This window comes from Allobosea sp. Root483D1 (assembly GCF_001429505.1).
GTDB lineage: Bacteria > Pseudomonadota > Alphaproteobacteria > Rhizobiales > Beijerinckiaceae > Allobosea.
In genome coordinates this window covers 113,546-140,169 of record NZ_LMJW01000018.1, presented here as the reverse complement: position 1 = coordinate 140,169, position 26,624 = coordinate 113,546, and the positions used below count along the sequence as shown (strand labels likewise).

Annotated in this window: 29 protein-coding genes; 4 read left to right on the top strand and 25 right to left on the bottom strand. The window is 66.6% G+C overall.

The genetic code is table 11. The features are described 5' to 3' along the window. Window position 1: 1 nt before the first annotated feature. From ASE66_RS15950 to tolQ, 15 genes are all read right to left on the bottom strand, one after another. Window positions 2–1,879 (bottom strand): hypothetical protein, encoded by a 1,878-nt coding sequence (locus ASE66_RS15950; RefSeq protein WP_244494943.1) that lies wholly within the window; start codon window positions 1,877–1,879, stop codon window positions 2–4. 201 nt (window positions 1,880–2,080) lie between these two features. Further along, window positions 2,081–2,491, bottom strand: a complete 411-nt coding sequence (locus ASE66_RS15945) for a low affinity iron permease family protein (protein ID WP_057190685.1) — start codon at window positions 2,489–2,491, stop codon at window positions 2,081–2,083. Between the two features lie 74 nt (window positions 2,492–2,565). Next, complete coding sequence (locus tag ASE66_RS15940; protein WP_057190684.1) at window positions 2,566–3,690, bottom strand: S-(hydroxymethyl)glutathione dehydrogenase/class III alcohol dehydrogenase; 1,125 nt, start codon at window positions 3,688–3,690, stop codon at window positions 2,566–2,568. Window positions 3,691–3,722: 32 nt separating this feature from the next. Then, complete coding sequence (locus tag ASE66_RS15935; protein WP_057190683.1) at window positions 3,723–4,022, bottom strand: metal-sensing transcriptional repressor; 300 nt, start codon at window positions 4,020–4,022, stop codon at window positions 3,723–3,725. A 177-nt stretch (window positions 4,023–4,199) separates the two neighbouring features. After that, complete coding sequence (locus tag ASE66_RS15930) at window positions 4,200–5,006, bottom strand: outer membrane protein (RefSeq protein WP_162262496.1); 807 nt, start codon at window positions 5,004–5,006, stop codon at window positions 4,200–4,202. A 347-nt stretch (window positions 5,007–5,353) separates the two neighbouring features. Further along, window positions 5,354–6,697, bottom strand: coding sequence for a phosphoglucosamine mutase (glmM, locus tag ASE66_RS15925; RefSeq protein WP_057190681.1), 1,344 nt, complete (start codon window positions 6,695–6,697; stop codon window positions 5,354–5,356). A gap of 200 nt (window positions 6,698–6,897) precedes the next feature. After that, window positions 6,898–8,823: an ATP-dependent zinc metalloprotease FtsH gene (gene ftsH / locus ASE66_RS15920; RefSeq protein WP_057190680.1), complete on the bottom strand. Its 1,926-nt coding sequence runs from the start codon at window positions 8,821–8,823 to the stop codon at window positions 6,898–6,900. 111 nt (window positions 8,824–8,934) lie between these two features. Next, window positions 8,935–9,993 carry a tRNA lysidine(34) synthetase TilS gene (gene tilS, locus ASE66_RS15915; RefSeq protein ID WP_057190679.1) on the bottom strand — a complete coding sequence of 353 codons (1,059 nt, stop codon included), beginning with the start codon at window positions 9,991–9,993 and terminating at the stop codon, window positions 8,935–8,937. Continuing rightward, window positions 9,990–10,928, bottom strand: coding sequence for a tol-pal system protein YbgF (gene ybgF, locus ASE66_RS15910; RefSeq protein WP_082613497.1), 939 nt, complete (start codon window positions 10,926–10,928; stop codon window positions 9,990–9,992). The genes tilS and ybgF overlap by 4 nt, the downstream gene beginning before the upstream one ends. 128 nt (window positions 10,929–11,056) lie before the next feature. Further along, window positions 11,057–11,557: a peptidoglycan-associated lipoprotein Pal gene (gene pal / locus ASE66_RS15905; protein ID WP_057190678.1), complete on the bottom strand. Its 501-nt coding sequence runs from the start codon at window positions 11,555–11,557 to the stop codon at window positions 11,057–11,059. A 177-nt stretch (window positions 11,558–11,734) separates the two neighbouring features. After that, window positions 11,735–12,394 (bottom strand): DUF2939 domain-containing protein, encoded by a 660-nt coding sequence (locus ASE66_RS15900; protein WP_057190677.1) that lies wholly within the window; start codon window positions 12,392–12,394, stop codon window positions 11,735–11,737. 123 nt (window positions 12,395–12,517) lie between these two features. Further along, complete coding sequence (gene tolB / locus ASE66_RS15895; protein WP_162262505.1) at window positions 12,518–13,780, bottom strand: Tol-Pal system beta propeller repeat protein TolB; 1,263 nt, start codon at window positions 13,778–13,780, stop codon at window positions 12,518–12,520. Window positions 13,781–13,872: 92 nt separating this feature from the next. Continuing rightward, a complete protein-coding gene (tolA, locus tag ASE66_RS15890; protein ID WP_200964607.1) occupies window positions 13,873–14,994 on the bottom strand; it encodes a cell envelope integrity protein TolA in 1,122 nt (373 codons plus the stop codon). Window positions 14,995–15,040: 46 nt separating this feature from the next. Beyond that, window positions 15,041–15,490 carry a protein TolR gene (gene tolR / locus ASE66_RS15885; RefSeq protein ID WP_057190674.1) on the bottom strand — a complete coding sequence of 150 codons (450 nt, stop codon included), beginning with the start codon at window positions 15,488–15,490 and terminating at the stop codon, window positions 15,041–15,043. Window positions 15,491–15,501: 11 nt separating this feature from the next. Then, window positions 15,502–16,215, bottom strand: coding sequence for a protein TolQ (tolQ, locus tag ASE66_RS15880; protein WP_057190673.1), 714 nt, complete (start codon window positions 16,213–16,215; stop codon window positions 15,502–15,504). Between the two features lie 286 nt (window positions 16,216–16,501). On the opposite strand from tolQ, the gene ASE66_RS15875 reads away from it, so the two are divergent. Beyond that, on the top strand, window positions 16,502–17,221 hold the full coding sequence (locus tag ASE66_RS15875; RefSeq protein ID WP_057190672.1) for a hypothetical protein: 720 nt from the start codon (window positions 16,502–16,504) through the stop codon (window positions 17,219–17,221). A gap of 10 nt (window positions 17,222–17,231) precedes the next feature. Here ASE66_RS15875 and ASE66_RS15870 read toward each other — a convergent pair whose 3' ends face one another. From ASE66_RS15870 to ybgC, 3 genes are all read right to left on the bottom strand, one after another. Then, window positions 17,232–17,681: a DUF2852 domain-containing protein gene (locus tag ASE66_RS15870; protein WP_057190671.1), complete on the bottom strand. Its 450-nt coding sequence runs from the start codon at window positions 17,679–17,681 to the stop codon at window positions 17,232–17,234. A gap of 157 nt (window positions 17,682–17,838) precedes the next feature. Beyond that, complete coding sequence (locus ASE66_RS15865; RefSeq protein WP_057190670.1) at window positions 17,839–18,486, bottom strand: TetR/AcrR family transcriptional regulator; 648 nt, start codon at window positions 18,484–18,486, stop codon at window positions 17,839–17,841. Window positions 18,487–18,544: 58 nt separating this feature from the next. Then, window positions 18,545–18,952 carry a tol-pal system-associated acyl-CoA thioesterase gene (gene ybgC, locus ASE66_RS15860; protein WP_057190669.1) on the bottom strand — a complete coding sequence of 136 codons (408 nt, stop codon included), beginning with the start codon at window positions 18,950–18,952 and terminating at the stop codon, window positions 18,545–18,547. Window positions 18,953–19,058: 106 nt separating this feature from the next. Between ybgC and ASE66_RS15855 the strand changes: the two genes are divergently transcribed. Then, window positions 19,059–19,568 carry a hypothetical protein gene (locus tag ASE66_RS15855; RefSeq protein ID WP_057190668.1) on the top strand — a complete coding sequence of 170 codons (510 nt, stop codon included), beginning with the start codon at window positions 19,059–19,061 and terminating at the stop codon, window positions 19,566–19,568. Window positions 19,569–19,615: 47 nt separating this feature from the next. On the opposite strand, the gene ASE66_RS15850 is transcribed toward ASE66_RS15855, so the two are convergent. From ASE66_RS15850 to ruvA, 4 genes are all read right to left on the bottom strand, one after another. Continuing rightward, window positions 19,616–20,119, bottom strand: coding sequence for a DUF3828 domain-containing protein (locus ASE66_RS15850; RefSeq protein WP_082613495.1), 504 nt, complete (start codon window positions 20,117–20,119; stop codon window positions 19,616–19,618). A gap of 94 nt (window positions 20,120–20,213) precedes the next feature. Then, on the bottom strand, window positions 20,214–21,236 hold the full coding sequence (ruvB, locus tag ASE66_RS15845; protein WP_057190666.1) for a Holliday junction branch migration DNA helicase RuvB: 1,023 nt from the start codon (window positions 21,234–21,236) through the stop codon (window positions 20,214–20,216). A gap of 23 nt (window positions 21,237–21,259) precedes the next feature. Continuing rightward, the gene (locus ASE66_RS15840; RefSeq protein WP_057190665.1) at window positions 21,260–21,748 is read right to left on the bottom strand and encodes a GNAT family N-acetyltransferase; all 489 of its coding nucleotides are present in this window, start codon (window positions 21,746–21,748) and stop codon (window positions 21,260–21,262) included. Next, window positions 21,745–22,362: a Holliday junction branch migration protein RuvA gene (gene ruvA, locus ASE66_RS15835; RefSeq protein WP_057191089.1), complete on the bottom strand. Its 618-nt coding sequence runs from the start codon at window positions 22,360–22,362 to the stop codon at window positions 21,745–21,747. The genes ASE66_RS15840 and ruvA overlap by 4 nt, the downstream gene beginning before the upstream one ends. A gap of 92 nt (window positions 22,363–22,454) precedes the next feature. On the opposite strand from ruvA, the gene ASE66_RS15830 reads away from it, so the two are divergent. Further along, a complete protein-coding gene (locus ASE66_RS15830) occupies window positions 22,455–23,666 on the top strand; it encodes an NAD(P)/FAD-dependent oxidoreductase (protein ID WP_244494942.1) in 1,212 nt (403 codons plus the stop codon). Here the strand turns inward: ASE66_RS15830 and ruvC are convergent. Together ruvC and ASE66_RS15820 are read right to left on the bottom strand one after the other, a co-directional pair. After that, complete coding sequence (gene ruvC / locus ASE66_RS15825; protein ID WP_057190664.1) at window positions 23,648–24,166, bottom strand: crossover junction endodeoxyribonuclease RuvC; 519 nt, start codon at window positions 24,164–24,166, stop codon at window positions 23,648–23,650. The genes ASE66_RS15830 and ruvC overlap by 19 nt on opposite strands. A gap of 109 nt (window positions 24,167–24,275) precedes the next feature. After that, the gene (locus tag ASE66_RS15820) at window positions 24,276–24,776 is read right to left on the bottom strand and encodes a hypothetical protein (RefSeq protein ID WP_057190663.1); all 501 of its coding nucleotides are present in this window, start codon (window positions 24,774–24,776) and stop codon (window positions 24,276–24,278) included. A 309-nt stretch (window positions 24,777–25,085) separates the two neighbouring features. On the opposite strand from ASE66_RS15820, the gene ASE66_RS15815 reads away from it, so the two are divergent. After that, the gene (locus ASE66_RS15815) at window positions 25,086–25,865 is read left to right on the top strand and encodes a sulfite exporter TauE/SafE family protein (RefSeq protein WP_057190662.1); all 780 of its coding nucleotides are present in this window, start codon (window positions 25,086–25,088) and stop codon (window positions 25,863–25,865) included. A gap of 1 nt (window position 25,866) precedes the next feature. Here ASE66_RS15815 and ASE66_RS15810 read toward each other — a convergent pair whose 3' ends face one another. After that, window positions 25,867–26,613, bottom strand: coding sequence for a YebC/PmpR family DNA-binding transcriptional regulator (locus tag ASE66_RS15810; protein ID WP_057190661.1), 747 nt, complete (start codon window positions 26,611–26,613; stop codon window positions 25,867–25,869). Between the last annotated feature and the right edge of the window lie 11 nt (window positions 26,614–26,624).

Genomic DNA, 26,624 nt, shown 5'->3' with positions numbered 1-26,624 from the left:
GCTACAGTCGCGCCTGCGGATCAGGATGGCCGTCGATGCGCATCTGGAACAGGAAATAGGTCGGCGAGCAGAAGCCGTAATCCTTCACCGTCGTGGTCGCGCCCGGCACGTCGTCCGGAATCGCCTGGCACAGATAGTCCTCGCGGCAGAAGCTGGTCGCGCTGCAGGTGCCGCGATTGCCGCGCGTCACCGCCTTCGACAGACAGTCGTCGAAACGGTTGGTCGCGACGCAATCGTCGAAGGCCTTGCCGCCGGCGAGCCCGCAGATCTCATCCGGCACCTTGCCATTGGCAAAGCCGGAAAAGCTGCGGTCGGCCGGCGTGCACTGGCGATAGGCCATTCCGGCGGGAACGCCGATCTTGGCCGGCCGGCAGTTGAAGGCGGTCTGCGAGAAGCCCGTGGCGAAGGCGCCGAACTGCCCGGTCTTGCGATAGCGATCGAGGTAAGGCTTGCCGACCGCAGTGGTGATCGCGCCGGTCAGGCAGGGCTGGCCGGAGAAATTGCGGGCCTCGTCGAGCCTGACGCATTGGCCGAATTCGAACCCGACAGCCTTGCTCTCGACCAGCGGCTTGCAGACCGAGCCCGCGGCGCAGGCCCAGCCCTCGCCGAAGGCTCTCGCACTCTCACCCGTCAGGCAAGGCATGGTCAGCGCGGCCGGCTGATAGGCGAAAGTCCGGCCGGCCTGCCAGTTCGCCGGCGGCGCGAAGGACGGCGGGCGGTAGCGCTCCGGCTCGGTGCCATCAGCGACGGCCGCGACATAGGCCGCACGGCGAAACCCTTCCGCATAGAAGTGCGGGGATATGCCGGCCTTGATCCGGTTCAGCGGCGAGGTCGAGCCGTCGTCGAGACCGAACATGTGGAAGCCGGCGGTAGCTCCGGCCTGATGGCAGCCCATGCAGGAGCCGTTGTCGAGCCGCTCCAGCAGCGCCTTCTCGTTGCGCACCAGCCGAGCGGTGCCGAAATCGAGCCCCGTCAGCGCGGTTGCGGGCAAGGCCTCGGTGAAAGGGTGGTTGGCCAACCGGGCGCTGCCGAAGGTCGAATAGGAGATCGCCTTCGTCGCCAGAAAGCGTTCGGGCAATTGGTAGACGCCGCGGTCGATCGCCGGGAGATTGGCCCGGACATAGTCGATCAAGCCCTGCCGCAGAGCCGCATCAGACTTCAGCCGCGCCACGTCCGGTGTGTTCTCCAACGGCTTGGGCTTGAGCGTCAGGCCGCCCTCGCCCCGGCTAGCAGCGAACACGCGTTGCAGATACGCCGCCTGCCCGCCGAACTCGGTCTCCATGCCGGACGGGAAGCGCACGATCTGCGCGTTGACCTCGACCTGCTTGAGGCTGATCAGATCCTTCGACAGCGGTCCATTGGCGAGCTGTCGTGCCAGCGCGGCCGGATCGCCACGGGCTTCGATCAGCCAGGCTTGCGCGGCCTCACGGCAGGAGCCGCCCTCGCCCGCCTTGACGCTGAAGACGGCATTGAGCGTGAACGGCAGGCGCGAGGCCAGCCGGCGCTTCAGCTTCGCATCGTCGAAGGCATAGGCGAGCCGGTAGATCAGGCGGACCTCGCCGCAGCCGGCCTCGCCGGACAGCCCAGCAAAGTCCTGCCGGTCGAGCCGGTTGACCACCGCGGTGAGCTGGAAGCGCGCGATCGGCGAGCGCAGCCAGCGGAGCTCGATGACCCGGCCGACATTGCCGTCGGTGACCTCGTAGAGCCTGCGGCCATTGGTCAGCATCTCGGCGCGCAGCACCGCGACGTCCTCGCCGACCTGGCCAGCGATGGTGCGGAAGGCAGCGCTGTCCCGGGCCAACGCAGCGGTGCTGTCGGACCCACTCGCGCCCAGAACATCAGCCAATGCGAAACCTGCCGTTTCGAGGCGGCGCAACATCGCGACATCCTGGACATCGAGCAGCGGTGCGGCCGCGCTAGCGGCAGTGCTAGCGAACCAGAGCAGCATCGCCAGACCAAGCCTGCGCCGACCCGCTCCCCACATGCCATCGTCCCCAGCCGATCACGCCGCGACGCGCGTTCGCGGCGAAGGATAGCGTGGCGGCTGCCGGCGTCCAGCTGGGCAGACTCGCGGTGATCTTCAGCCGGAGCGGCCCTCGCGAGCAGCCCGTGCCTTGCGTGCCAGTTCCTCGAACTCCGCCCGCATCTCCTCGAGCTTGTCCTCGTCGAGTTCCTCGAGATCGAGCAACTCCTCGCGCGCGCCTTCGATCTTGTTGATCAGCTCGTCGAGCTTGATCTGCATCGCCGCGGTATCGCGGTTCTGGCTGTTCTGGATGATGAACACCATCAGGAAGGTGACGATCGTCGTCGAGGTGTTGATCACCAGCTGCCAGGTGTCGTTGAAGCCGAAGAACGGTCCCGATACCGCCCAGACGACGATGATGGCGAGCGCGATGAAGAAGGTCTGCGGCTTGCCGGCCCAATGCGCCGTCGCCTGCGACAGGCGCGTGAAGAGGGAGCGGCTGCCGCTCCCCGGTTTGGCTGTCGTCATGGCTGGTCCCCCGATGCGCCGTCCCGATCAACGATGATCGGGCAGAAGCGTTCCGGGGGACCGGCCTGGTATTCTCAGTAGACCACGACCGAGCGGATCGACTTGCCCTCATGCATCAGGTCGAAGCCGTGGTTGATCTCGTCAAGCGAGAGCTTGTGGGTGATCAGATCGTCGATGTTGATCTTCCCCTCCATGTACCAGTCGACGATCTTGGGCACGTCGGTACGGCCCCTCGCCCCACCGAAGGCGGTGCCCTTCCAGACGCGGCCGGTCACCAGTTGGAACGGCCGGGTCGCGATCTCCTTGCCGGCCTCGGCAACGCCGATGACGATCGACTCGCCCCAGCCGCGATGGCAGCATTCCAGCGCCTGGCGCATCACATTGGTGTTGCCGGTGGCGTCGAACGAGAAGTCCGCGCCGCCGCCGGTCAGGTCGACGATCGCCTGCACCACCTTGTCGTTGCCGATCTCGGCGGGATTGATGAAGTCGGTCATGCCGAACTTCTCGGCCATGGCGCGCTTGCCCGGGTTGATGTCGACGCCGATGATCTTGTCGGCTCCGACCATGCGGGCACCCTGGATGACGTTGAGGCCGATGCCGCCGAGTCCGAAGACCACGACATTCGCGCCCGGCCAGACCTTGGCGGTGTAGATCACCGCGCCGATGCCGGTGGTCACGCCGCAGCCGATATAGCAAATCTTGTCGAAGGGCGCGTCCTCGCGGACCTTGGCGAGGGCGATCTCGGGCAGCACGGTGAAGTTCGCGAAGGTCGAGCAGCCCATATAATGGAAGATCGTTCCGTCGCTTTGGCCGCCATCGCAGGAGAAGCGGCTCGTGCCATCGGGCATGAGACCTTGCCCCTGGGTGGCGCGGATCGAGGTGCACAGATTGGTGCGGCGCGACAGGCAGGATTTACAGCTGCGGCATTCCGGCGTGTAGAGCGGGATGACATGGTCGCCAGCTTTAAGCGTCGTCACGCCAGCGCCGACCTCGCGCACGATGCCCGCGCCCTCATGGCCGAGGATCGCCGGGAACTTGCCCTCGGAATCCATCCCCGACAGCGTATAGGCGTCGGTATGGCAGATGCCGGTCGCCATCACCTCGACCAGCACCTCGCCGGCTTTCGGCCCGCCGATCTCGATGGTCTCGATCGTCAGCGGCTTGCCGGCCTCCCAGGCCACGGCGGCACGTGTCTTCATCTCAAAACCCTCCTCCAGAGCGTCGCCCGCACCTATTTCAGATAGGTGCGCAGCATCCGTATGATCCCGTCGAGTTCGGCTTCGCGCTCGAAGCCGGCCTCTTCCCCTCCGCCCAGTCCGCCTCCCCGCGCCAGACCGAAGGTCTCGCGCAGATGGCTTTCCAGAACCTCGGCCATCAGCCCGTTGGCAGCCCCGCGCAGCGCTGCGATCTGCTGCAGCAGGGCGCTGCACTCCACTCCGGCCTCGACCGCGCGCTCCAACGCGTCCGCCTGGCCCTTGATCCGGCGCAGGCGGGAAATGGCGCGCTTCTTCTCGTCCGGACTATGCGGCATGGTCTGTCATGCCATAGGGCTAATATACTCCATGGGAGTATGTCAACCAAAGGCTGCCGAGCCGCGCTCCCTAAGGCGTCGCGCCATCGCATTCGCCGTGCGATGCCGATGCAGCCCAAAACGGAAAAGCCGCGCGAGCTGGGCTCGCGCGGCTTTTCGATTGGATGTGTCGGTTGGTCAGTACTTGCGGACGACCGGGGCCGGCGCGTAGGCGACCGGGCGCTCGACCGGGCCGCAGCAATCGGGATCGCCGAAGTTCCAGCGCATGCCGATCTTGATGTCGTGGCTGTCGAGCGACTTGACCTTCAGCGGCGCGTAGGTGTCGTTCAGGAAGGCGTTGCGGATCGGTCCGGACTGGGCGTCGCCGAGGTTGAGATAGCGATAGCCGACTTCGAGCGTCAGGTTCTTGTTCACCTCGTAGCCGACACCGGCCATCAGCGCCCAGGCGACACCGGTCTTGGTGCCGCTGCTCGCGGTCCCGAGCGTCGGCTGGATAATGGCGGTCGTGGTGTCGACCCAGTTGGCGCCCTGGTCGGTCAGCCCGTTGATCCGGTTGCTCGCGACGCCGATACCGGCACCGATATAGGGCGTCAGGCAGTTCCAGGTGCCGAGATCGACATAGGCGTTGAACAGGGCGACCATCGAGGACAGGTTGCCCTTGTAGGTATTGGTGAGAATACCCGGATTGCCCACGCCGTTGGTGTAGTCGATGCGGTCGTTGACACCGATGGAGCCGCCGCCGCGATATTCGAAGGTGCCGTCGACACGGAACCAGTTGTTGAAGCGGTAGCCGATACCGACGCCGGCGAAGAAGGTCGTGTTCTGATCCGTCGCACCGAAGAAGGTGCCGCCATCGGCGCGGACGTTCGCCTGCTCGTACTTGTCGATCTGCTGGTAGCCGACGCCGACATCGCCACGCAGATAGATGCCCGACGAGATCGTGCCGCGCAGTTCCGGCGGCGGCGGAGGGGGCGGAGGGGCCATCGGGAAATCTGCTGCCTGGGCAATGGCGGAGGCGCTCACGGCAATGGAGCCTGCAAGCGCAAGGGTTTTCAGGCTGCGCATGGCAGGCCCCTTCGAGTTTGCATGCGGCTGGACTCAAGCGCACGCGAGTTACCGATGGGGAAACCTTGCCATGGATTTCTTAAACGACACTTAACCTTAAAAACTAACGCTAGCGAACCGTAAACAGCGGCCTTGCTGGCAGCCGCAGATCGTTTGCGAAGACTTTCGATCGGGTCGGATCACGTTGCCATTCTGAATGCGCACCGTCATCCCGGCCGCAACGCAGCGGAGCCCGGAATGACGGGAGAAGACGCGACGGTGCCTGCTCAGGCCGCCGCCTTGGTCACCGCCTCGACCACCTCGTCGACGGCGCGCATGACGAGGTCGCGGTCGTCGCCTTCAGCCATGACGCGGATCAACGGCTCGGTTCCGGAGGGACGGATCACCAGCCGCCCGCTCTCGCCGAGCAGTAGTTCGGCCGCCTTGATCGCACTGACGACCGGCTTTTCTTCCAACGGACGCCCCTGCTTGTAGCGGACATTCTTGAGGATCTGCGGCAACGGTTCGAAGCAATGGCAGACCTCGGAGACCGGCTTCTCCTGGCGCTTGACCACGGCAAGCAATTGCAGCGCTGCGACCAGTCCGTCGCCGGTGGTGCCATAGTCCGAGAGGATGATGTGCCCGGACTGCTCGCCGCCGAGATTGAAGCCGTTCGCGCGCATGTGCTCGAGCACATAGCGATCGCCGACCGCAGTGCGCGCCATCGACAGGCCGAGCCCCGCCAGATAGCGCTCCAGGCCGAGATTGGACATCACCGTGGAGACGATCCCGGGTGCCGAGAGCCGGCCATCCTCCTGCCAGCTGCGCGCAATCACCCCCATCAGCTGGTCGCCATCGACGATTTGGCCCTGCTCGTCGACGATCAAGACGCGATCGGCGTCGCCGTCGAGCGCGATGCCGAGATCGGCTCGCAGCTCGCGCACCTTGCTCGCCAGCGCTTCGGGACGGGTCGAGCCGACATCCCTGTTGATGTTGAAGCCATCCGGCTCGTCACCGATGGTGATGACCTCGGCGCCCAGTTCCCAGAGCGCCTCGGGCGCGACCTTGTAGGCGGCGCCGTTGGCGCAATCGAGCACGATGCGAAGGCCGTCCAGGCCGAGATTGCGCGGCAAAGTCCGCTTGGCGAACTCTATATAGCGGGCATGGGCGCTCTCGACGCGCTTGGCGCGGCCGAGTTCGGCGGACGAGGATAGCTGCTTGCCGAGATCGGAATCGATCAGCCGGGTGATTTCCGCCTCGACCTCGTCGTTGAGCTTGTAGCCGTCCGGCCCAAACAGCTTGATGCCGTTGTCCTCGTAAGGATTGTGCGAGGCCGAGATCATCACGCCGAGATCGGCCCGCATCGAGCGGGTCAGCATCGCCACCGCCGGCGTCGGCATCGGGCCGAGCTGCAGCACATCCATGCCGACCGAGGTGAAGCCGGCGATCAGCGCCGTCTCGATCATGTAGCCGGAGAGCCTGGTGTCCTTGCCGATCACCACGCGGTGGCGATGGTCGCCGCGGCGGAAGGCGATGCCGGTGGCCTGGCCGACCCGCATGGCGAGGTCAGGCGTGATCACGCCGTTGGCACGTCCACGAATGCCATCGGTGCCGAAGTATTTGCGGGTCATGAGGTTATCCCCGGAGCCTTGTCCGAACCGTTGCTTTTTGCAGCTCATACAGGCGTTTTGCCCGCTCAGCTTCTCACAAATTGTGTCGGAACGTATCCGTCAAGCGCTGGCCGTCCCCAGCAAGCGTGAATGATGGGGGCGATCATGACAAAGGGCGGCCTGGAGGCCGCCCTTTGATCACTTTAGGGTCTTGTATGCGCTCAAGCCTGCGGCTGCGGCTCCAGCCCGGTATCGGGCTCATCGCGCTTGCGGCCCTTGCCGGCGCTCGGCACCGCCGAATGACGCGGCCCGGACGGCGTATCGTCGGCGTCGCGCGAGGGACGCTTGCCGGCGATCAGGTCGCGGATCTCGTCGCCGGTCAGGGTCTCGAATTCGAGCAGCGCCTCGGCCACCGCGACGAACTGCTCGTGATGCTCGGTCAGGATCGCCGTGGCGTCGAGATAGCCCTGATGGACCAGCTTGCGCACCTCGCTGTCGATCTTCTGCGCGGTCGCCTCCGACAAGCTCTGGGTCCGGCCCATCGACATACCGAGGAAAACCTCTTCCTGATTGTCGCCATAGGCGACCATGCCGAGTTCCTTGGAATAGCCCATCTGGGTGACCATGGCCTTGGCCATCTTGGTCGCCTGCTGGATGTCGCCGGTCGCGCCCGAGGTGACGTTCTCCATGCCGAAGGTCATCTCTTCCGCGACGCGCCCGCCCATGGCGACCGCAAGCTGCGAGGTGAACTCCTTGTACTTCATCGAGTAGCGGTCGCCCTCCGGCAGGAACTTGACCATGCCGAGCGCGCGGCCACGCGGGATGATCGTCGCCTTGTGCACGGGTATGCCGGCCGGCACGTAGAGGCCGACGATGGCATGGCCAGCCTCATGATAGGCGGTCAGCTTCTTCTCTTCTTCCGACATCGCCATGGATTTGCGCTCGGCGCCCATCATGACCTTGTCCTTGGCATCCTCGAATTCAGCATGGGTGACCATGCGCTTGCCGCGGCGGGCGGCCAGCAGTGCGCCCTCGTTGACGAGGTTCATCAGGTCGGCGCCGGAGAAGCCCGGTGTGCCGCGGGCCAGCACCTTGAGGTCGACGTCGGGAGCGAGCGGAACCTTGCGCACATGCACGCGCAGGATCTTCTCGCGACCGGCGACGTCCGGATTCGGCACGACGATCTGGCGGTCGAAGCGGCCCGGACGCAGCAGCGCTGGGTCGAGCACGTCGGGCCGGTTGGTCGCGGCGATGATGATCACGCCCTCGTTCGGCTCGAAGCCGTCCATCTCGACCAGCAGCTGGTTCAGGGTCTGCTCACGCTCGTCATTGCCGCCGCCAAGGCCGGCGCCACGATGGCGACCGACGGCGTCGATCTCGTCGATGAAGATGATGCAGGGCGAGTTCTTCTTGGCCTGCTCGAACATGTCGCGGACGCGAGATGCGCCGACGCCGACGAACATCTCGACGAAGTCAGAGCCCGAAATCGTGAAGAACGGCACGTTCGCCTCGCCGGCGACGGCGCGCGCGGTCAAGGTCTTGCCGGTGCCCGGAGGGCCGACCAGCAGCACGCCACGCGGAATACGCCCGCCGAGCCGCTGGAACTTCTGCGGATCACGCAGGAACTCGACGATCTCCTGCAGGTCTTCCTTGGCTTCGTCGATGCCGGCGACGTCCTCGAAGGTGACGCGGCCATGTGCCTCGGTCAGGAGCTTCGCCTTGGACTTGCCGAAGCCCATCGCCCTGCCGGCACCGTTCTGCATCTGGCGGGACATGAAGATCCACAGGCCGATGAAGATCACGAAGGGCAGCGAATTCACGAGCAGTGCCATGAACCACGGCGTGCCTTCCGACGGCGCGCGAGCCGAGACCTGCACGCCCTTCTGCGCCAGCGTCTTCAGCAGCGCCGGATCGCCATACGGAGCATAGGTGACGAAGCTGCGTCCATCCGAGAAGGTGCCCGTGATCTCCTGTCCGGCGACCACGACGTTCGCGATGCGGCCGGCCTCGGACTCGTTGATCAGCTGGCTGTAGGGAATTTCGTTGGTGCTGGCGCGCTGGCTCGGGCTCTGGAACAGGGTGACCAGCGCCAGGACCAGCAGGAAGATCACCACCCAGAGGGCGAAATTGCGGAAGTTCGGATTCATTATGGTTCCGATCCGCTCGCCGGCGGAATTGCCGCACGAGCCTGTGGTTTTCGCAGCTTAATCTAGGGCTGCCATGCCCCCTTGCCAAGGGAAGGCTGCCCCTTCTTAGGGTTATACCGTCGCAGGGTGAACGCCTCGGCTCCTCCGGCCTTCGCGCATCAGCGTCAAAACGCCGTCACCCGCAAGCGACAGGCGGAAGCCACCGAGCGTACGCCGCAGCGCCCTGCCCTCGCGCGTGGCGGCGATAAGCGCCCGCGTGCAATCCTCGAGCCGCGCCAGGCGCAACGGCACCTCGGCCTCCGCGTCACTGTCCTGCGCCGCCGCGAGCGCGAGCGCCAGGCTTCGGATGACGATCTCCTCGGGCTCCTGGCAAAGCCGCGCGAAATCGAACCAGCGCTGTCCGTCCCCCTCACCGGCCGGCACGGCCGCCAGGGCACGGAGCGCCAGCCTGTCCAGTGCCTCGTCGGCTCGCGCCAGCCTGTTTGCGAGCTGGCCAAGACGTCCCGCGGTCAACCCGGCTTCGGCCAGTTCCGGCAGCAGCCGGCGCCAGCGGATGCGGGTGAAGCGCGGATCGTCATTGGACGGGTCGCGCACGAAGGAAAGTCCGCTCGCCTGGCAGGTCGCGACGAGCCGCGATTTCGCGATCCCAAGCAGCGGCCTTGCCAGCACGATTCCGTTCACGGCGCTGCGCGGCGCCATCCCCGCGAGACCGGCAAGGCCGGAACCGGCGGCCATGCGCATCAGCAGGGTCTCGGCCTGATCGTCGGCGGTATGGGCGGTTACGATCGCGGTGGCGCCGGACGCCCTCGCCTCCTCCGCCAGCAGGGCGTAGCGCGCGGCACGTGCCTTCTCCTGCAGCGCGGTCTGCGGCTTGTCCCCCAGCCAGCGCCTGGTGCGGTGCTCGACGCCGAGCCCGGCACAGAGTTCGCCGACCATCAGCGCCTCCTGCGCCGCCTCGGGGCGCAGGCCGTGATCCACGGTGACCGCCAGGAGGCGCGGACGACTCTGGCCCGCCCACGCGGCCAGAAGCGCGAGGAGAGCGACGGAATCCGGCCCACCGGACACGGCGACGACCAGCGCGTCCTCGCCGGCGAGCGAACGAAACAGGACGGCGGCGTCCGCCCCCGTCAGGGGCTGGGATTCGGATGGATCTGCCGGCGCCGCGGTCAAGCGCAGCGGGCGCGCCGCTGCTCGCGCTCGACACCCTGGCGTACTGTGTTGGACGCGGCCGGATAGTCGACACCGACCTTGGCATAGGTGGCGCAGGCCTGGTCGCGCGCGCCGAGCCCGTTCAGGGACATGCCGAGCTTGAGCAGGCTGTCGGCGCCCTTGCCGGCCTTCGGAAAGTCGCGCGAGATCTTCAGGAACTGCTCGGCTGCCTCGCGATAGCGCCGGCGCTGGAAATAGCTCTCGCCAAGCCAAAAGGTCGCGTCGGCGGCCAGGCGGTCGCGCGGATAGCTCTGCAGGAACTCGCGGAAGCTCATCTCGGCGCGCTCGTACTCCTTGCGCAGCACATGGGCGTAGGCGAGATCATAGAGTTCCCGCGGGGTGCCCGCCTGTCCCGTCGCCGCGACGCTCGGGCCGCGCGGCGTCGCCGGCGGCAGCGCGCCGTCCGGCACGGGACGACCGACGCTGGACAGGTCCATCGGGCCTTGCCCCTGATCGCCGGCGAATTCCTCGTCGATCACCTGGCCGAGCTGGCGTGGCGCACCGGCCGAACCGGGCTGGGCGGCGGGATCGAAAGCGTCGCCACGACGCTCGCGCCCCGGCGTAGCAGGCGGAGGATTGGTCGGACGTGTGGCCTGCGGCGCCGGAGCGGCGCCGCCACGCTGGCCACCGCGCTCCGAGAAGCGGAAGTCGACATCTTCCTGCATCTTGCGCAGCTGCTCGGTCAGCCGCCGGTTCTCGAACTGCAATTGCTCGATCTGGCCGGAGAGTTGGCGCAGCTGGTTTTCGAGCCGGCTCGTGCGCACCACGAGATCGGCCGCATCCTGCGCCGCGGCTGGCTGGATCAGGCCGATCGCCAGCAGCGAAAGACCGGCAAGCAGCGCGCGCCGGAACGAGAGCCGCTTCAGGCCCAGAATGGAAGTCGTAGCAAAGCTCATATCAGGCAAACCGCATCGCCTCGGGAACTGAACTTATCACACGCGAATACCGCGGCCAAAATATGGAAAAGCCGGCGCTTTCCTTGCGGTAAGCGCCGGCCACGTCAAGCTTTTATCGAGCGTCCGGATCAGACGCCGCCGGCGCCGTCGAGCACTGTCACCGCCCGGCGGTTCTGCGACCAGCAGGAAATGTCGTTGCAGACCGCGACCGGCCGCTCCTTGCCGTAGGAAATGGTGCGGATGCGGTTGCCGGGGATGCCGCGCGAAGCCAGGTAGTCGCGAACCGTCTGGGCGCGGCGGGCGCCGAGCGAATAGTTGTATTCGCGGGTGCCGCGCTCGTCGGCATGGCCTTCGATCGTGAAGGTGTAGCGCGGATAGCGCTGCAGCCATCCCGACTGCTTGTCGAGGGTCGCGACCGCGGTCGGCGTCAGGTCGGTCGAGTCGGTCTCGAAGAAGACGCGATCACCGACGTTCACGACGAAGTCCTGGGCGCTGCCGGGGGTGGCGGCGCCTCCGGCGCCGAAACCGTCGGCATTCTGGTCCTTGGCGCAGGCGCCGAGGGCGAGCGCGCCCATCAGGGCGGCGGCGATGCGCACGGTACGGGCGCTGGCGGCGAAGGAGGCGAGCATGTCAATTCTCTCCGAATGTCGGACGCGGAGCGCGCCGGGCGGCGTCACGCGTTCCCCATCAATGAAGTGTCAACCTAAACGAGACCTTGCCAGAACAAGGCGAAGTGGCGGCATTGCGGCGTATGGTTAACCAAATATGGCGATGGCCGCCATTTCGGCCGCTGTTGCACAATTGCATCATGCACCGCGGTCCGTCCGGGCCTTCAGCTCATCGGCCAGCTTTTCCAGAGCCGATCGAGGAAGCTCGACCGCCCGCAGCATCCAGCGCAGCCCGACGAGCCCGAAACGAAGGCGGTATCGCTCCGCGTTCGCCTCGCCCGGGACTGGAAGCTCGACGGCGAAACTGGCCGGGCCATCGAAGCCGGAGTTTGTAAACAGCGTCCAGGCGCCCTGCAAATCGGGGCTCGGCAGCGCCACGCCCTGGCCGAGCACTCCGGCCGGTGGCGCCGCCGCTCCGCGCGCGCTGATCAGGGCCGCGACCGCCTGTGGCGTCAGGTGTTCGGCGATGATGGCGTCGACATAACCGGTTGCGACCCCTCCGACGATCTGGCGCGCCAGCGGATCGAGCGAACGGGTTTGAGGCTGGCGCGCCATATAGGTCCTGACGATCTGCCGCGCGAAGAAGGCGCGCAGCGCCGGCAGGTCGGTTCGTGCGAGGACGTCTTCGGTTGAGCCGGCATTGGCCGCCAGCGCCAAGCGCGCCGCACTTGCATAGGGCGACAGCCAGTAGCCGATCAGAACGGCGGCGGTGACGCCGAGCGCGATCCGCAGCCGCCAGCGCGGGCGGCGGCGCCCGATCTCCTCGTCATCCTCATCGTCGATGGCCGATTGTACCACGCCTCTGGCTCCTCTCGAGCCCGACATGGCCCGCCGCCACGGACGCTAGGACGAAAAAGCGCTCCCAAAATGGCATCGGCCGCCCCTCGCGGGGACGTGAGCGCGGCTCGGAGCGCCTGATGTTCAGCGCGCGGCAGTGAGCAGCGGCGACCAGGTCGGGTCGGACGCGAAAGACGGCGTCGGCACCGGCACCTCGACCCGGCCAGTGATGTCGACCATGTACAATTTGCCGCCGGACTGTCCGCCGGGATCGCGGAAGAACATGATGTACTGGCCATTCGGGGCCCAGTTCGGCGCCTCGTTGTGGAAGCTCTCGGTCAGGATGCGCTCGCCAGAGCCGTCCGGCTTCATCACGCCGATCGCGAAGGTGCCGCCGCCCTGGCGGGTGAAGGCGATGAGATCGCCGCGCGGCGACCAGGAGGGCTGCGAATAGGAGCCCTGGCCGAAGGAGATGCGCTTGCCCTCGCCGCCGCCGGCGCCCATCACGTAAAGCTGCTGCGAGCCGCCGCGATCGCTCTCGAAGACGATCTGCGACCCATCGGGCGCATAGGATGGCGAGGTGTCGATCGCTGCCGTCGAAGTCAGCCGCTGCGTCGTGCGCGAGCCGATGTCGATCGCATAGAGATTGGCGTTGCCGCCCTGCTGCAGGCTGAGCGCGATCCGCGCGCCATTGGGCGAGAAGCGCGGGCTCGTCGTCATGTCGGGGAAGTTGCCGACGACCTGGCGCTGCCCGGTCTCGATGTTGAGCACATGCACGCGCGGCTGCTCGCCGGTGCGCTGCGCCATATAGGTGACCTCCTGGGCCACCGGCGAATAGCGCGGCGTCACCACCGAGGTCGCGCCATCGGTCAGATAGCGCACATTGGCACCGTCCTGATCCATGATGGCGAGCCGCTTGCGCCGGGCCTCCTTCGACCCGGATTCGTCTACGAAGACGACGCGGGTGTCGAAGAAGCCGCCGACCCCGGTGATCTTGGTGAAGATCGCATCCGAGATGATGTGGCCGACGCGGCGGGAATTGTTCGGATCGGTAAAGTATTGCTGGCCGTCGATCTGCTGGCCGGCGACCACGTCCCAGAGCCGGAACTCGGCCCGGAGCCGGCCGCCGTCGCGCGAGACCCGGCCGATCACCAGCGCCTGGACGCCGGCGGCCTTCCAGGCCTCGAATTGCGGCGCCGCATCAAAGGGCGGGTTCTTCTCCGGGTGGCGCGCCTTCTCGATCGGCAGGAAGTAGCCGCAGCGCTTCAGATTGTTGGTGATGATGCCGGAGACCAGGGCCCCACCCTCGCCGGCGAAATCGGCGACCGCGATCGGCATCGGCTTGAACGAGCCCCCTCGCAGGTCGATGACGAGTTCCGCCTGGGCTGGAGCGACCAGCCCAGGCATGACCAGCGTCGAGCCGACCAGCGCCAGCGCGTGGCGGCGGGTTGGCCTGCTGGCCCGGTGAAAGACAGGATGATGAATGCGGTCCATGGTGGTCACAGCACGTCCCTGGCGTCGAAATTCACGATGACGTCGCGCCAATCGTCGTAATAGGCGGCAAATTGCGCGGGAATGCGCAGCGGCGAGCAACGGCGCGTCGCCGTCAGCGCCGAATCCGCCGCGACCCGGAAGAGCGGGTCGGGCGAGGAGTTGGTCACGGTCGCCTGTCCGATCAGCGAGCCGTCGGTGTTGAGCTTCATACGCACGGCCGGCACCACCGAGCCCTTGGCGTTGCTGAGCGCGATCGGCACGCTCCAGCACTTCAGTAGCTGGTCCTGGATGATGCCGATGAGCTGTGCCCGGAGCGACGGCGAGAGCTTCTGCGAGGAGCCTGTCTGGGTGCCGAGCGAGGCGGTGCGGTTGATCTGCGGCGCGCTCGCACCCGAGGACTGCGCCTGCTCCTTCGACTGCAGCAGCTTGGCGATGTCGTTCGGGTTGAAGTTCTTGGCGATCTCGGCTTCGCGCTTGGCCTTGGCTTCAGCCTCGCGCTTCGCCTTGGCCTCGGCGGCGAGCTTGGCTTTGTGTTCGGCCTCCGCCTTGGCCTTGGCTTCCGCTTCCGCCTTCTGCTTTGCGGCCTTGGCCGCCTCGGCGCGCGCCTGCGCCTCGGCTTCGGCCTTCGCCTTGGCGGCGGCCTTGGCATCCTGCTCGGCCTGCTTCGCCTTGCTCTCGAGCTCCGCCTCTTCGGCGAGCTTCGCCAGCGCCTCGCGGCGCTGCTCGGCTTCTTGAGCGGCAGCCTGCTCGGATTTCTGCGGCGGCTGCTTGACCGGCTCGGCCGGCGGGGTCGGTTTCGGGGTCGGACGCGCGGGCGGCAGCGGCGCCGCGGCGTTGTCTTCGGCGACCTTGAGTTCGGGCGGGCGCGACGGCGGCGCCGGCGTATCCTGCTTGGCCTCGCCCGCTTCCTTGCGCTCGACGGTTTCGGACTGGCGCTCGGCCCGCTGCTGCGGCTGTTCCTGCACCTTTTCGGCCTGGCGCTCGCCGCGCGTCACCTGGTTCAGCGCGGAAGGGTCGACCACCTCGACGGCGATCGCCTCCTGGTGCTCCGGCAACGGCGCCACGCCGGAAAACGCCAGCAACCCCGCGACCAGAACGGTCGCGTGGGCAAGGGCGGAAACCGCCAAGCCGGGTTCGGAGCGCGAAACCATCAACGCGACGGCACCTTCTCGTTCAATGCGAATTCGGCTCGGTGACCAGCGCCACGCGCCTGAAGCCGGCGCTGGTGATCGTCGCCATCACCGAGGCGACGCGACCATAGTCGACCTGCTTATGGCCGCGCACATAGATCCGGTCCTCGAAGCCCTGCTTGGCGAGGCCTTGCAGCTTCTGCACCAGGTCGGGCTCGAGCGTCGGCTGGTCCTGCAGGAAGATCTGGCCCTTCTCGTCGATGGCGATGGTGATCGGCTTCTGATCGACATTGATCGGCTTGGCGCCGGTCTGCGGCAGGTCGATCGGCACACCGGTCGCGATCAACGGCGCGGCGACCATGAAGATGATCAGCAACACCAGCATGACGTCGATGAACGGCGTCATGTTGATCTCGGCGATGGCACCATGGCGCCGCGGGCGACGCCCGCGGCGTCCCCCGGCCTTGCCCCCGGCTGCGGCTGACATGCCCATGATTCAGCCCCTCACGCCGCCAGGCGTTCGTCGATCTGCCGCGACAGGATCGCGGAGAACTCGTCGGCGAAGGCTTCGAGGCGGTTCTGGGCCTTGGCGACTTCGGCCTGCAGCTTGTTGTAGGCCATCAGCGCCGGAATCGCGGCGAACAGGCCGATCGCGGTGGCAAACAGCGCTTCGGCGATGCCGGGCGCGACGACGGCGAGCGAGGAATTCTTCGAGACAGCGATCGCGGTGAAAGAGTTCATGATGCCCCAGACCGTGCCGAACAGGCCGATGAAGGGCGCTGCCGAAGCTATGGTCGAAAGCACGAGCAGCTTCGATTCGAGGCGTTCCGCCTCGCGCTGGATGGTGACGTCGAGCACCTTGTCGATGCGTGCCGAGAGGCTCGCCACCGAACGCCCGCCATTTTCGAAGGAGCGTTTCCACTCCCGCATCGCCGCGACGAAAACGGCGGCCATGTCGTTGACCGGCCGGTTGGCGAGGTCGCGATAGAGCTCCTCGAGCGAGCGGCCCGACCAGAACACCTCCTCGAAGGCATCCATATCGCGGCGGGTACGGCGGTAGAGCAGGGTCTTGTCGACGATGATCGACCAGCACCACACCGAAGCGCCTAGCAGGCCCATCATCACGAGTTTGACGACGATATGGGCGTGCCAGAACAGCGTCCAGAACGACATGTCGATCTGCGGCGCGGCCTGCGCGATCTCCACGGCGGGGTTCATCCTGTCATCCTTCTGCCTGGCGAGCGCGAAACCGAGTTCAGTCCCGCACAGCCTGTAGCTTGCGCCGCGAAGGTCGCGCCGCCGCCCGATCTGCGCTCCGGGGATATGCCATTGACACCAATTGCCGCTGAATTCGGCGAAAGATGGGCCAAACGGCGGTGCTCGCGTGCGCCAGAGGCCTTGTGTCCCGTTAAATCCCCGTCGAGGTTAAGAGCCGGCATGGTTAATATCGCGTTATGACGGCCATGCGGCTGATCACGAAGCGCGCGCGGCGGGAGCTGGGTCGATGCGGTTTAGCGAGCGGATCGCAGGCCATGCCCGGCACTATGTCTGGAACCGGACGACGCTCAGCGCGCTCCTCATCGTCTCGCCCGCGATCGTTTCCTCCATCGCGATCTTCGCCCTCTCGAATTCGCTCGACCGGCGTATCGCGCGTTTCACCGACGAGCGCGACACGCTGACGCGCGACCTCGCCGGGCTCGACGGCCAAGTGAAAGCCTTCGAGACCTTGCAGCTCGGCCGCGGTGCCCTGCTCCTGGTGATGAACGGCTCGCAGGCAGACATGCAGTACAGATATCTGCTCGACCGGCTGTTCCGGCAGAACGCCAAGCAGGCGATGCGTCGCATGGCGGCCATCGTCCATCCGCAGGATTGGCAAAGCTGGATGGCGTCCTATGACGCATTGGTCGACCAAGACTACAATGACGCCGGAACGATCCGGAACATCCAGGCGGTCGAAAGCGCAATGGTGATTGAAGCGGGGGAGCGGTTGACCGCGCTCCAGCTGCGTCACAACCTCGTCGCGGGTCGGATCGGCAAGATCGAGAGCCTGAAGGCTCAGATCACCGCGGTCCTCGCCTCATTGACCTCGGCGCTGACCATCGTGATCTTCTTCGTGACCACGAACAGGAACAAGCCGGAGGCTCCGTCGCCTGCAGCAGCGCCGGAAAAACGCCAACGGCCCGCTTCCGTGAGGAAGCGGGCCGCCGACGGTCGTCAGCTCTGAAAAGGGGCGATCAGGCGCTTTCGACAGTATCCGTGCCGGTGCTGGGACGGCGGGTATTCATGAACTCGTCGAACTCCGCCTTGTCCTTGGCCATGCGCAGCCGGCCGAGGAAGTCATGGAACTCGCGCTGCTCGTCCTCGAGGCGACGCAGCGTCTCGTCGCGATATTCGTCGAAGGCGCGGTTGCCGCTCGATGCGCCGCGGCCCCAGCCGCCACCGAAACCACCGCGACCAAAGGGCTGGGCCCCGCCCATGCGCTCGCGCAGGCGTTCCATCTTATCCTGCAGGCGGCTCATCCGGTACTCGTAACGTGCCGGTCCACAACCATGTCCCATGCGTCCACTCCAGAACAGAAAGACCAGGGTCGCCAGACCCAGCGGCCAGAAAATGATGAAGCCGAGCACCGCAAAGGCGAGCCAGGCTCCTTTTCCGTATTCATCAAGCTTCGCGACGATCGGCATCGATTCCTCTCGAACCTGAATGGCAGCGACGGATGCCGCTGCCGACCAACCTCCCCGGCCAGCTTCCGCCGACCGTGTGAATGTAAATCACATTCACATATCTGGACGCAGCTGCCAAGGCTTTCAAGACGGCCCACTTAAAAAATTCGACGGGACGTCAGACCGGCTGGTCGGCGGGCAACCCCAAGCCTTTGAGATAGATCAGCATTCCGGCCTCCAGCAGGTCGGATGCCGACATCGGCAGTGGCCGCCGGCCCGCATCGGCGCGGCCGAACAGAGCCGCGACACCGTGCGACATCGCCCAGATATGCAGCGCCATCATCAGCGCTGGCGGGCGTTTTCCTTGTGGCAGTGCTGCGATCAGCGTCTCGGCAGCCTGGCGCAGTTGCAGGAAGGCGCGGTCTGCAGCGGCGCGCAGTTCGGGACTGGCATCCAGCGCCACACCGGCCTCGAACATCGCCGAATAGAAGGCAGGCTGGTCATGGGCAAAGGTGAGATAGGCCCGCCCGAGACGGTGGAACGCCGTCTCGGGATCGGGCTTGCCATTGTCCCAGGCCTTGGCGAGCGCCGCTTCGAAAGCGGCAAAGCCGTGCACCGCGACGTCGGCAAGCAGCTCGTCGCGGTCGCGGTAGTGCCGGTACGGCGCCGCCGGGCTGACACCGGCCATGCGCGCGGCCTCGGCGAAGGTGAAGCCATTCGGCCCCTTCTCGCCGATCAGGCCGAGGGCGGCGCGCACCAGCGCCTCCTTGAGGTTGCCGTGGTGATAGCCCCGCGGCTGCTCGGGCTCGTTGCGTTTCCAGCTCATGTTACGGGCCCTAACATGGCGATCCGCCAGCGTCGATGCCAGCGGGCGGCAGGAGTGATCAGAGGATTTCGAGGCCGAGGCGATGTCGGAGGACATCCGGGATGCGCCGGGCCTTGCCGCCACCGACGCAGGCGACCTTGACCTGCGCGGTGATCAGTACCTCCTCGCCGCGCAGGATGCGCTGGTCGAGTTCCATGGTGGCGCCGCGCGCGAGGGTCGGCTTGGTCTCGATGGTCAGCAGGTCGTCCATCACCGCCGGCTTCACGAAATCGATCAGCATGCGCCGGACCGCGAAGCCGAGCGCCGCGTCACCGTCGAAGAGCTCGCGCTGCTCGATGCCGAGCGCCCGGATCAGCTCGGTGCGGCCGCGCTCCATGAAGCGCAGATAGGAGGCGTGATAGACGACGCCGGAGAAGTCGGTGTCCTCGTAGTAGACGCGAACGGAGATCTGATGCGGGCTGGCCATGTCCGCGGCTTACAGGCGGGCCGCCCGCAGCGCAAATTGCCGCGGGAACAAAAGGCGCCGCATCGGCATAGTCTCGGGCGGGGGCGCAATCTTACGGAGACAGCTCATGTCACTCTCGGCCAAGGCGCTCGAACGGCTTCTCGACCAGTCGGAATTCGACCTCGTGGCGCGCACGCGGCGCGGCAAGCTCTCCGGCGAAAGCGACGAGAACCTGCGCGATCTCACTCGCACCCTGCGCGAGAAGCGCGACCGAGCCCGCGGCATCGCCCGGCAGCAGCGCCGTGAATTCCGCGGCAAAGCGGCACCGCAGGGCACACGGCCGGCCTCGGACAACCAGGGCACCAAGGCCAAGGCGGACGCACTCACCGTAGCGCTCAAGCGCGTCGGAGCGGAGCAGACCCGGCGGATCGAAAAGCTGCATGCGCCAAGCCAACGCAGTCTGGCGCGCAAGGCCTTGGCGATGAAGCAGCGCGAGCGCGCGCTGGAGCGCCCGGTTAGCCGCACGGCCGGCAAGGGCATGCGACCGGTCGAAAACCCAAAAGCCGCCAAATCCGGTGCGCTCAAGGATGCCGGCGCGCGCCCCGCCATGATGCGCGCCAAGATCGCTCGCCAATAGATCAGCCCGGGATTCGCATCAGCCGTGGCGAACCGCCCTGCGGCCGCTCAGCGCTTGCAGGGCTTGCCCATGAACGAGCCGCAATCATAAGGCTGCGCCAGCTCGCGACGGACCGAGTTCTTGCCGGCGCCGATATCGTCGATGCGCCAGCCCCCGCCCTCCTCGACCATGCGGAACGGCACGGACATCGCCTTGCCGAAGCTGCGGAAGCTCGCCGTCACCAGCGCCTTGCCGCCTGCCGGAGCCTGGGTGACGGTGACCTTGAGGCTCTTCACCTCGCCGTCCTGACCCTGGATGAACGGGTCCGCCCCGACATGGCCGATATCGCCGCTCTCGTCCTGATAGCGGTCGTCGCGGGCGAACAGCGCGGCCAGGCTCTTGCTCATCAACGCGTCGCGATGTGGCGGACGCCAGGGCGGCTCGCCGCCGCCGTCCAACGTCTTCTGCGTGACCTCATAGGCCTTGCGAACAGTGGCGTCAGGGGTGGGCTCGGCGGCGAAGGCTGCCACGGAAACCAGCATCAGGCCCGCCACCACTAGCGCAGATCGCATATCGTCTCTCCCGGCATCGCGTGATCGGAACCGATGACAACACGACGGAAAAGACACCGCATCATCCAAATGCGGGACTGCGCCACCGGTGGCCTCAGTCCTCGCCCTCGCTGCCGAACAGCCCGAACTGCGCCCCCTCCCGGCTCGGCTCGGGCATGCCCAGATGCCGGAATGCGTGCGGCGTCAGCAGCCGCCCGCGCGGCGTGCGCTGGATGAAGCCCTGCTGCAGCAGGAAGGGCTCGATGATCTCCTCGATCGCGTCGCGCGGCTCGGAGAGCGAAGCGGCGATGGTCTCGATCCCGACCGGCCCACCGCCGAAGTTGATGGCGACCGTCGTCAGATAGCGCCGGTCCATCTGGTCGAGGCCGATGGCGTCGACATCGAGCAGGCCGAGCGCTTTGTCGGCAACCTTGCGGGTGACGATCGGATCGCCGTCAACGATGGCAAAGTCGCGCACGCGCCTGAGCAGCCGGCCGGCAATACGTGGTGTCCCGCGTGCACGGCGGGCGATCTCGTTGGCGCCGTCATCCGACATCGGCACGCCGAGCACCCGGGCGCCGCGCGCGACGATGCCCTGCAGCTCCTCGACCGTGTAGAACTGCAAGCGGATCGGGATGCCGAAGCGGTCGCGCAGCGGCGTGGTCAACAGGCCGGCGCGGGTCGTGGCGCCGACGAGCGTGAACTTCGGCAGGTCGATCTTGACCGAGCGCGCCGCCGGCCCCTCGCCGATGATCAGATCGAGCTGGTAGTCCTCCATCGCCGGATAGAGGATTTCCTCCACCGCCGGGTTGAGGCGATGGATCTCGTCGATGAAGAGCACGTCGCGCTCTTCGAGATTGGTCAGCTGCGCCGCGAGGTCGCCGGCTTTGGCGATCACCGGTCCCGAGGTCGAGCGGAAGCTGACGCCGAGCTCGCGCGCCACGATCTGCGCCAGCGTCGTCTTGCCGAGACCGGGCGGGCCGACGAACAGGACATGGTCGAGCGCATCGCCACGCGTGCGGGCGGCATTGATGAAGACCTGGAGATTCGCGCGCGCGGCCGCCTGCCCGGTGAAGTCGGCGAGCGACAGCGGCCGCAGCGAGGACTCGCTGTCATCCTCGCGCTTGTCAGCCGACATCAAGGCGGGTCGCTTCGGCTCACTCACAATACGATCTCCAGCTCCAGCGCGTCATGCACCGGAATGTCCTGGTAGCCGGTCTTGATGATCGTCGGAACCATCGCGCGATAGGCGTCGATCGCCTCGATATGGAGCCCGGAGAAGCGGAAGCCGTGCTTCTGGTAAAAGACTAGGGCCGGCATGTTGTCGTTGGTCAGCATGGCCCGGAGCTTGCGCGCGCCGGCAGCCCGCGCCGCCGCCTTCACCGCCTCGAGCATGCGCGAGGCCGCGCCTTCCCCCTCTTTCAAGGAATGCAGCGCGCACAGCACCGCGATATCGCCGTCGCGTGCCCAGCTCGCCACCGCCAGCAACTCGCTCTCGGCCGTGAACATGCCGATCAGCGGCAGTTCGGCGCAATCATAGAGCTTCGAGCCGATCATCATGCGATGCGAGCCCCAGTGCCGCATCATCAGCGCGAGAAAGGTCGACTTGTCGGCGATCTCGCGGAAGATCACCGTCGGTCCCTTGCTCATTTCGCCAACTCCTTCAGGCCGAGCCGGATCAGTTGCGCCGTGCCGGCCCCCTCCCCCGCTGTGCGCGAGGCGGCTGCGACCGCCACTACGGCCTGCGCCTGAGGATAGCCGAGATTGGTGAGCGCCGAGACGGCGTCCGCCACCGGCTGCGGCAGCCTCTTGTCTTCCAGCGCACCGGAGAGCTGCGCGAGCACCGGGTCGACATGGCCGAAGGCCGGCGCCTTGTCCTTAAGCTCGGCGCAGATGCGCTGGGCGAGCTTGGGGCCGACGCCGGGCGCGCGCGCCACCGCCGTCTTGTCGCTGGTAGCGATCGCGGTCGCGAGCGCGCCGGGTTCGAGCGTCGAGAGGATGGCGAGCGCGACCTTGGCGCCGACGCCCTGCACCATCTGCATCAGCCGGAACCAGTCGCGCTCCGTATCGGAGAGGAAGCCGTAGAGCCGGATCGCGTCCTCGCGGACATGCGTCTCGATCGACAGCGCCGCCGCCTCGCCGATCTTGGGCAGGCGCTGCAGCGTGCGCGAGGAGCACTGCACGACATAGCCGACGCCTTGCACGTCGACGATGACGAAGTCCTCGCCATACGAATCGATGAGGCCCTTGAGCTTTCCGATCATGCCTCCTGTTAGCATGGCGAAAGCCCTCCGCCAGATCGGATCATTCGTGGCGATCATGCGTTCTCCACCGGCGATATGGCGGGGGTGGGCACGTGCTGACAAAAGCGAGGAATCTGCGGACCGGGCGCTCGGTCTGGCAGGGCGAGCGGCCGCCGCGCTTTCCCAGGCAGGGCATCACCGAGGATACGCAGAGCGACGTCGTCATCATCGGCGCCGGCATCTCGGGCGCAATGCAGGCCGACGCGCTGAGTGAGGCAGGTTTCAGTGTGCTGGTGGTCGACCGCCGCGGGCCGGTGCGCGGCTCGACGCCGGCGAGCACGGCCCTGCTGCAATACGAAATCGACCAACCCCTGACCACGCTCACGCACCAGATCGGCGAGGAGGCCGCCATCCGCGCCTGGCGCCGCTCGCGGCTCGCCGTCGATGGGCTCGGGGCACGGATCGAGGCGCTGTCGATCGCTCCCGTCACCCGCCGCGACTCGCTTTATCTGGCCGGCGACGTGCTCGATGCCGACGGCTTGGCCCGTGAGGGCGAAGCCCGCCGCCACGCCGGGCTGGAAACCGCCTTGCTCGATGCCGCTACACTGAAGGAGCGCTTCGGCATCGATCGCGAAGCGGCCCTACTGGGCTACGACAATCTGGAGGCCGATCCGGTCATGCTCGCTGCCGGCTTCCTTCGCGCCGCGATCTCCCGGGGCGCGCGCCTCGCCTGGCCGGTCGAGATCGTCGACCTTGATGCCAAGTCGCGCTCGGTCAGCCTGCGCACCAAGGGCGGCCACCACATCCGCTGTCGCCACCTCGTCTTCTGCACCGGTTACGAACTGCCCTTTGGCAAGATGCCGAAAGGCCACGGCGTGCTCTCGACCTGGGCCCTCGCCACCGCCCCCCAGAAACGCAGCCTCTGGCCACGATGCTGCTTCATCTGGGAGGCGTCCGACCCTTATCTCTACATGCGTACGACGCCCGACGGCCGCATCATCTGCGGCGGCGAGGACGAGGATTTTGTCGACGAAGACAAGCGCGACGCGCTGATGGGCGGGAAGACGAAAGCCATCCAGCGCAAGCTCGGCAAGCTTCTGCCCGGGATCTCGACCGAGGCCGATTATACCTGGACCGGCACATTCGGAGCCTCGACGACCGGCCTGCCGACCATCGGCCAGATGCCGGATCTCAAGAATTGCTGGACGGTGATGGGCTTCGGCGGCAACGGCATCACCTATAGCCGCGTCGGCGCCGAAATCATTCGCTCCGGCCTCCTCGGCAAGGGCGATCCGGACGCCGAACTCTACGCCTTCCGCAGCTGATACTGCGCCAGCAGCGCGCGGGCGCCGCGGTGCTGCGCATGGCAGATCGCGACCGCAAGCGCATCCGCCGCATCGGCGCTGCGCGTCTCGGCCTTGGGCAGCAGCACGCGGATCATCGCCTGCACCTGCTTCTTGTCGGCATGGCCGACGCCGACCACGGTTTTCTTCACCAGATTGGCGGCGTACTCAGCCACATCGAGCCCGGCCAGCGCCGGCACCACCAGCGCGACGCCGCGCGCCTGGCCGAGCTTCAGTGCCGATTGCGGATCGCGGTTGACGAAGGTCTCCTCGACCGCGACCTCCTGTGGCGCGTGCTGCGCGATCACGCCGGCGATGCCGTCATGCAGTTGCCGCAGCCGTTCGGCGAGGGTCTCCTTGCCATCGCTTTCAACCACGCCGCAGGCGACGAAGGACAGCCTCGTCCCCTCGCTGACGATAAGGCCCCAGCCGGTCTTCCTGAGACCGGGATCGAGGCCGAGAATGCGAATCGGATCGGACATGCGCGAACGCTATGCTCGATCTGGCTCCGACGCACCTCGTCGCTGCATGAAACGGGGCCGAAGCGAGCCTCGACCCCGTCTTACGTGATGCAACCGCGGTACAGCTTGCTCAGGCGCCCTTCAACCGGGTGTTGCACTGGCTGTAGTAGCCGCCGCCCTTCTGTATCCACTTCAGGTCGCCATTGCCGCCATTGGCCTTGTTGGTGTTGTACTGGTCGTTGCAGGTCTTGAAGCGCTGCTTGCCAGCCGAGAGAGTCGAGTATTTCGGGTCGACCTTGCTCGGGAACATGGCGTTGCCGGCCGAAGCGGCAGCCGCTGCGGGCTTGGCGGCAGTAGCGGGCGCACTGGCGACCGGTTTGGCCGGGGCGGCCGTGGTCGTGGCGGCAGGAGTTGCGGCGGCGGGAGCAGCAGTATCGCCGCATTGCGCCTTGCGGAAATCGTTCCACGACTGTCCACCGAGCGTATTGCCGGTCTTGGCAGCGTTATACTTGGTACTGCACTCCTTCATCGTCAGCGCGAGCGCCGGCGACGATGTCTGCAGGACCAATCCGCCGGTCAATGCAAAAAGCCCAACGGCAAGCGCAAATCTGGTGCGTGTCATGATCGTCATCCCCTATGGGGCCGGATTGACGCTGCGTCGACCAGGCGGAACATCCCGGGAGGTCTCGCGGCTGAAGGACGCTAGGACCGTCAAGATGAACGCGCAATGACGGGCATTGTTAAAGTTTCGTAAGGTATCCGGCCTCCCGTCTTGCCGGCGGCCCGGCCCGCACGAAGCGTGCTCCGGCGAAGCCCTGAGCCAGAGGCGCGAGCGTTGCGCGCCACCGATGAGCGACGCTCATCGCTGCCATCACCACAACAGGGGTTGATCGCCTCGCCTCTTCCGTGAAGGAAAGAACATCCTTCTCCGATCGACCCAATGACCGCCTTTCTGATCTCGCTTTTTCCCGGTGTCACCTCGGACGGCATCCTCGTCCTTCTCGTCGCGACCTTTCTCGGCGGGCTGGTGCGTGGCTTCACCGGCTTCGGCTTCGCCATGGTGTTCATGCCGCTGGCCTCGGTCGTGCTCGGCCCGGTCGCGGCGCTCGGGCTGATCTGGGTGATCGACATGCCCTTTGCCCTGCCGTTGGGGTTCAGGGCGGCGAAGCGGGCGGAATGGGGCGAGGTCATCCCGCTCCTGATCGCCGCGACGCTGACGCTGCCGATCGGCATCGCCCTGCTGACTTGGCTCGATCGGGAGACCATGCGCTGGATTCTGGCGCTGCTCGTGTTGGCGGCGGTCGGCCTGATGGGCTCGGGCTGGCGCTATCACGGCAAGCCCGGCCTCCCGCTCTCGCTCGGTGTCGGCGCGGCGTCGGGCCTGTGCAACGGCCTCGCCAGCATCGGCGGCATGCCGCTCGCCGTGTTCTGGCTCAGCGCCCAACGCAACGACCGGCACAAGACCCGCGCCAATCTGCAGGCCTATATCGGGCTGAGCACCGTGATCAGCGGCACGATCCTGGCGCTGAAGGGCATCATCACGCTCGCCTCGGCGCTGATGGCGCTGCCGCTCTTCGCCGTCTACGGCGTGGGCCTTTGGCTCGGCACTCACGCCTTCGTCCTGGCCTCGGAGCAGACCTTCCGCCGCATCGCCTATTTGACGATCTTCCTCAGCGCGCTCGTCAGCCTGCCGCTCTGGGACGGGCTGATCGGGCGCTGAATCAACCGCCGAGCTTGGCCATCACCTCGTCGGCGATCTCGAAATTGGCGAAGACGTTCTGGACGTCGTCGTCATTGTCGAGCGCTTCCATCAGCTTCATCATCGACGCCGCCTTGTCCTCGTCGAGCGGCGTCGTCGTGGTCGGCCGCCAGACCGGCTTGGCCGAGGCCGGCGCGCCGAGCGCAGCTTCCAGCGCCTTGGAGACCTCGTTCAGGGCGTCGAAGGCGCACAGGATGGTGTGGCCGTTCTCATCCGAGATCACATCGTCGGCGCCGGCCTCGATCGCCGCCTCCATCACCTTGTCGGCATCGCCGGCTTCCGGTGGATAGCTGACCTCGCCGACGCGATTGAACATGAACGAGACCGAGTTGCTCTCGCCCATCGCTCCGCCGGATTTGGTGAAGTAGGAGCGGACGGCGGAGGCGGTGCGGTTGCGGTTATCGGTCAGCGCCTCGACGATCACCGCCGCGCCACCGGGCCCGTAGCCCTCGTAGCGGACCTCGTCGTAATTATCGCCCTCGCCGCCGAGCGCCTTCTTGATGGCGCGCTCGATATTGTCCTTCGGCATGTTCTCGGCACGCGCCGCCAGCACGGCCATGCGCAGGCGCGGATTCATGTTCGGGTCGGGCATGCCCAATTTGGCGGCGACGGTGATTTCACGGGCCAGCTTCGAGAACAGCTTGGAGCGCACCGCATCCTGCTTGCCCTTGCGGTGCATGATGTTCTTGAACTGTGAATGGCCGGCCATACGCCCTGATC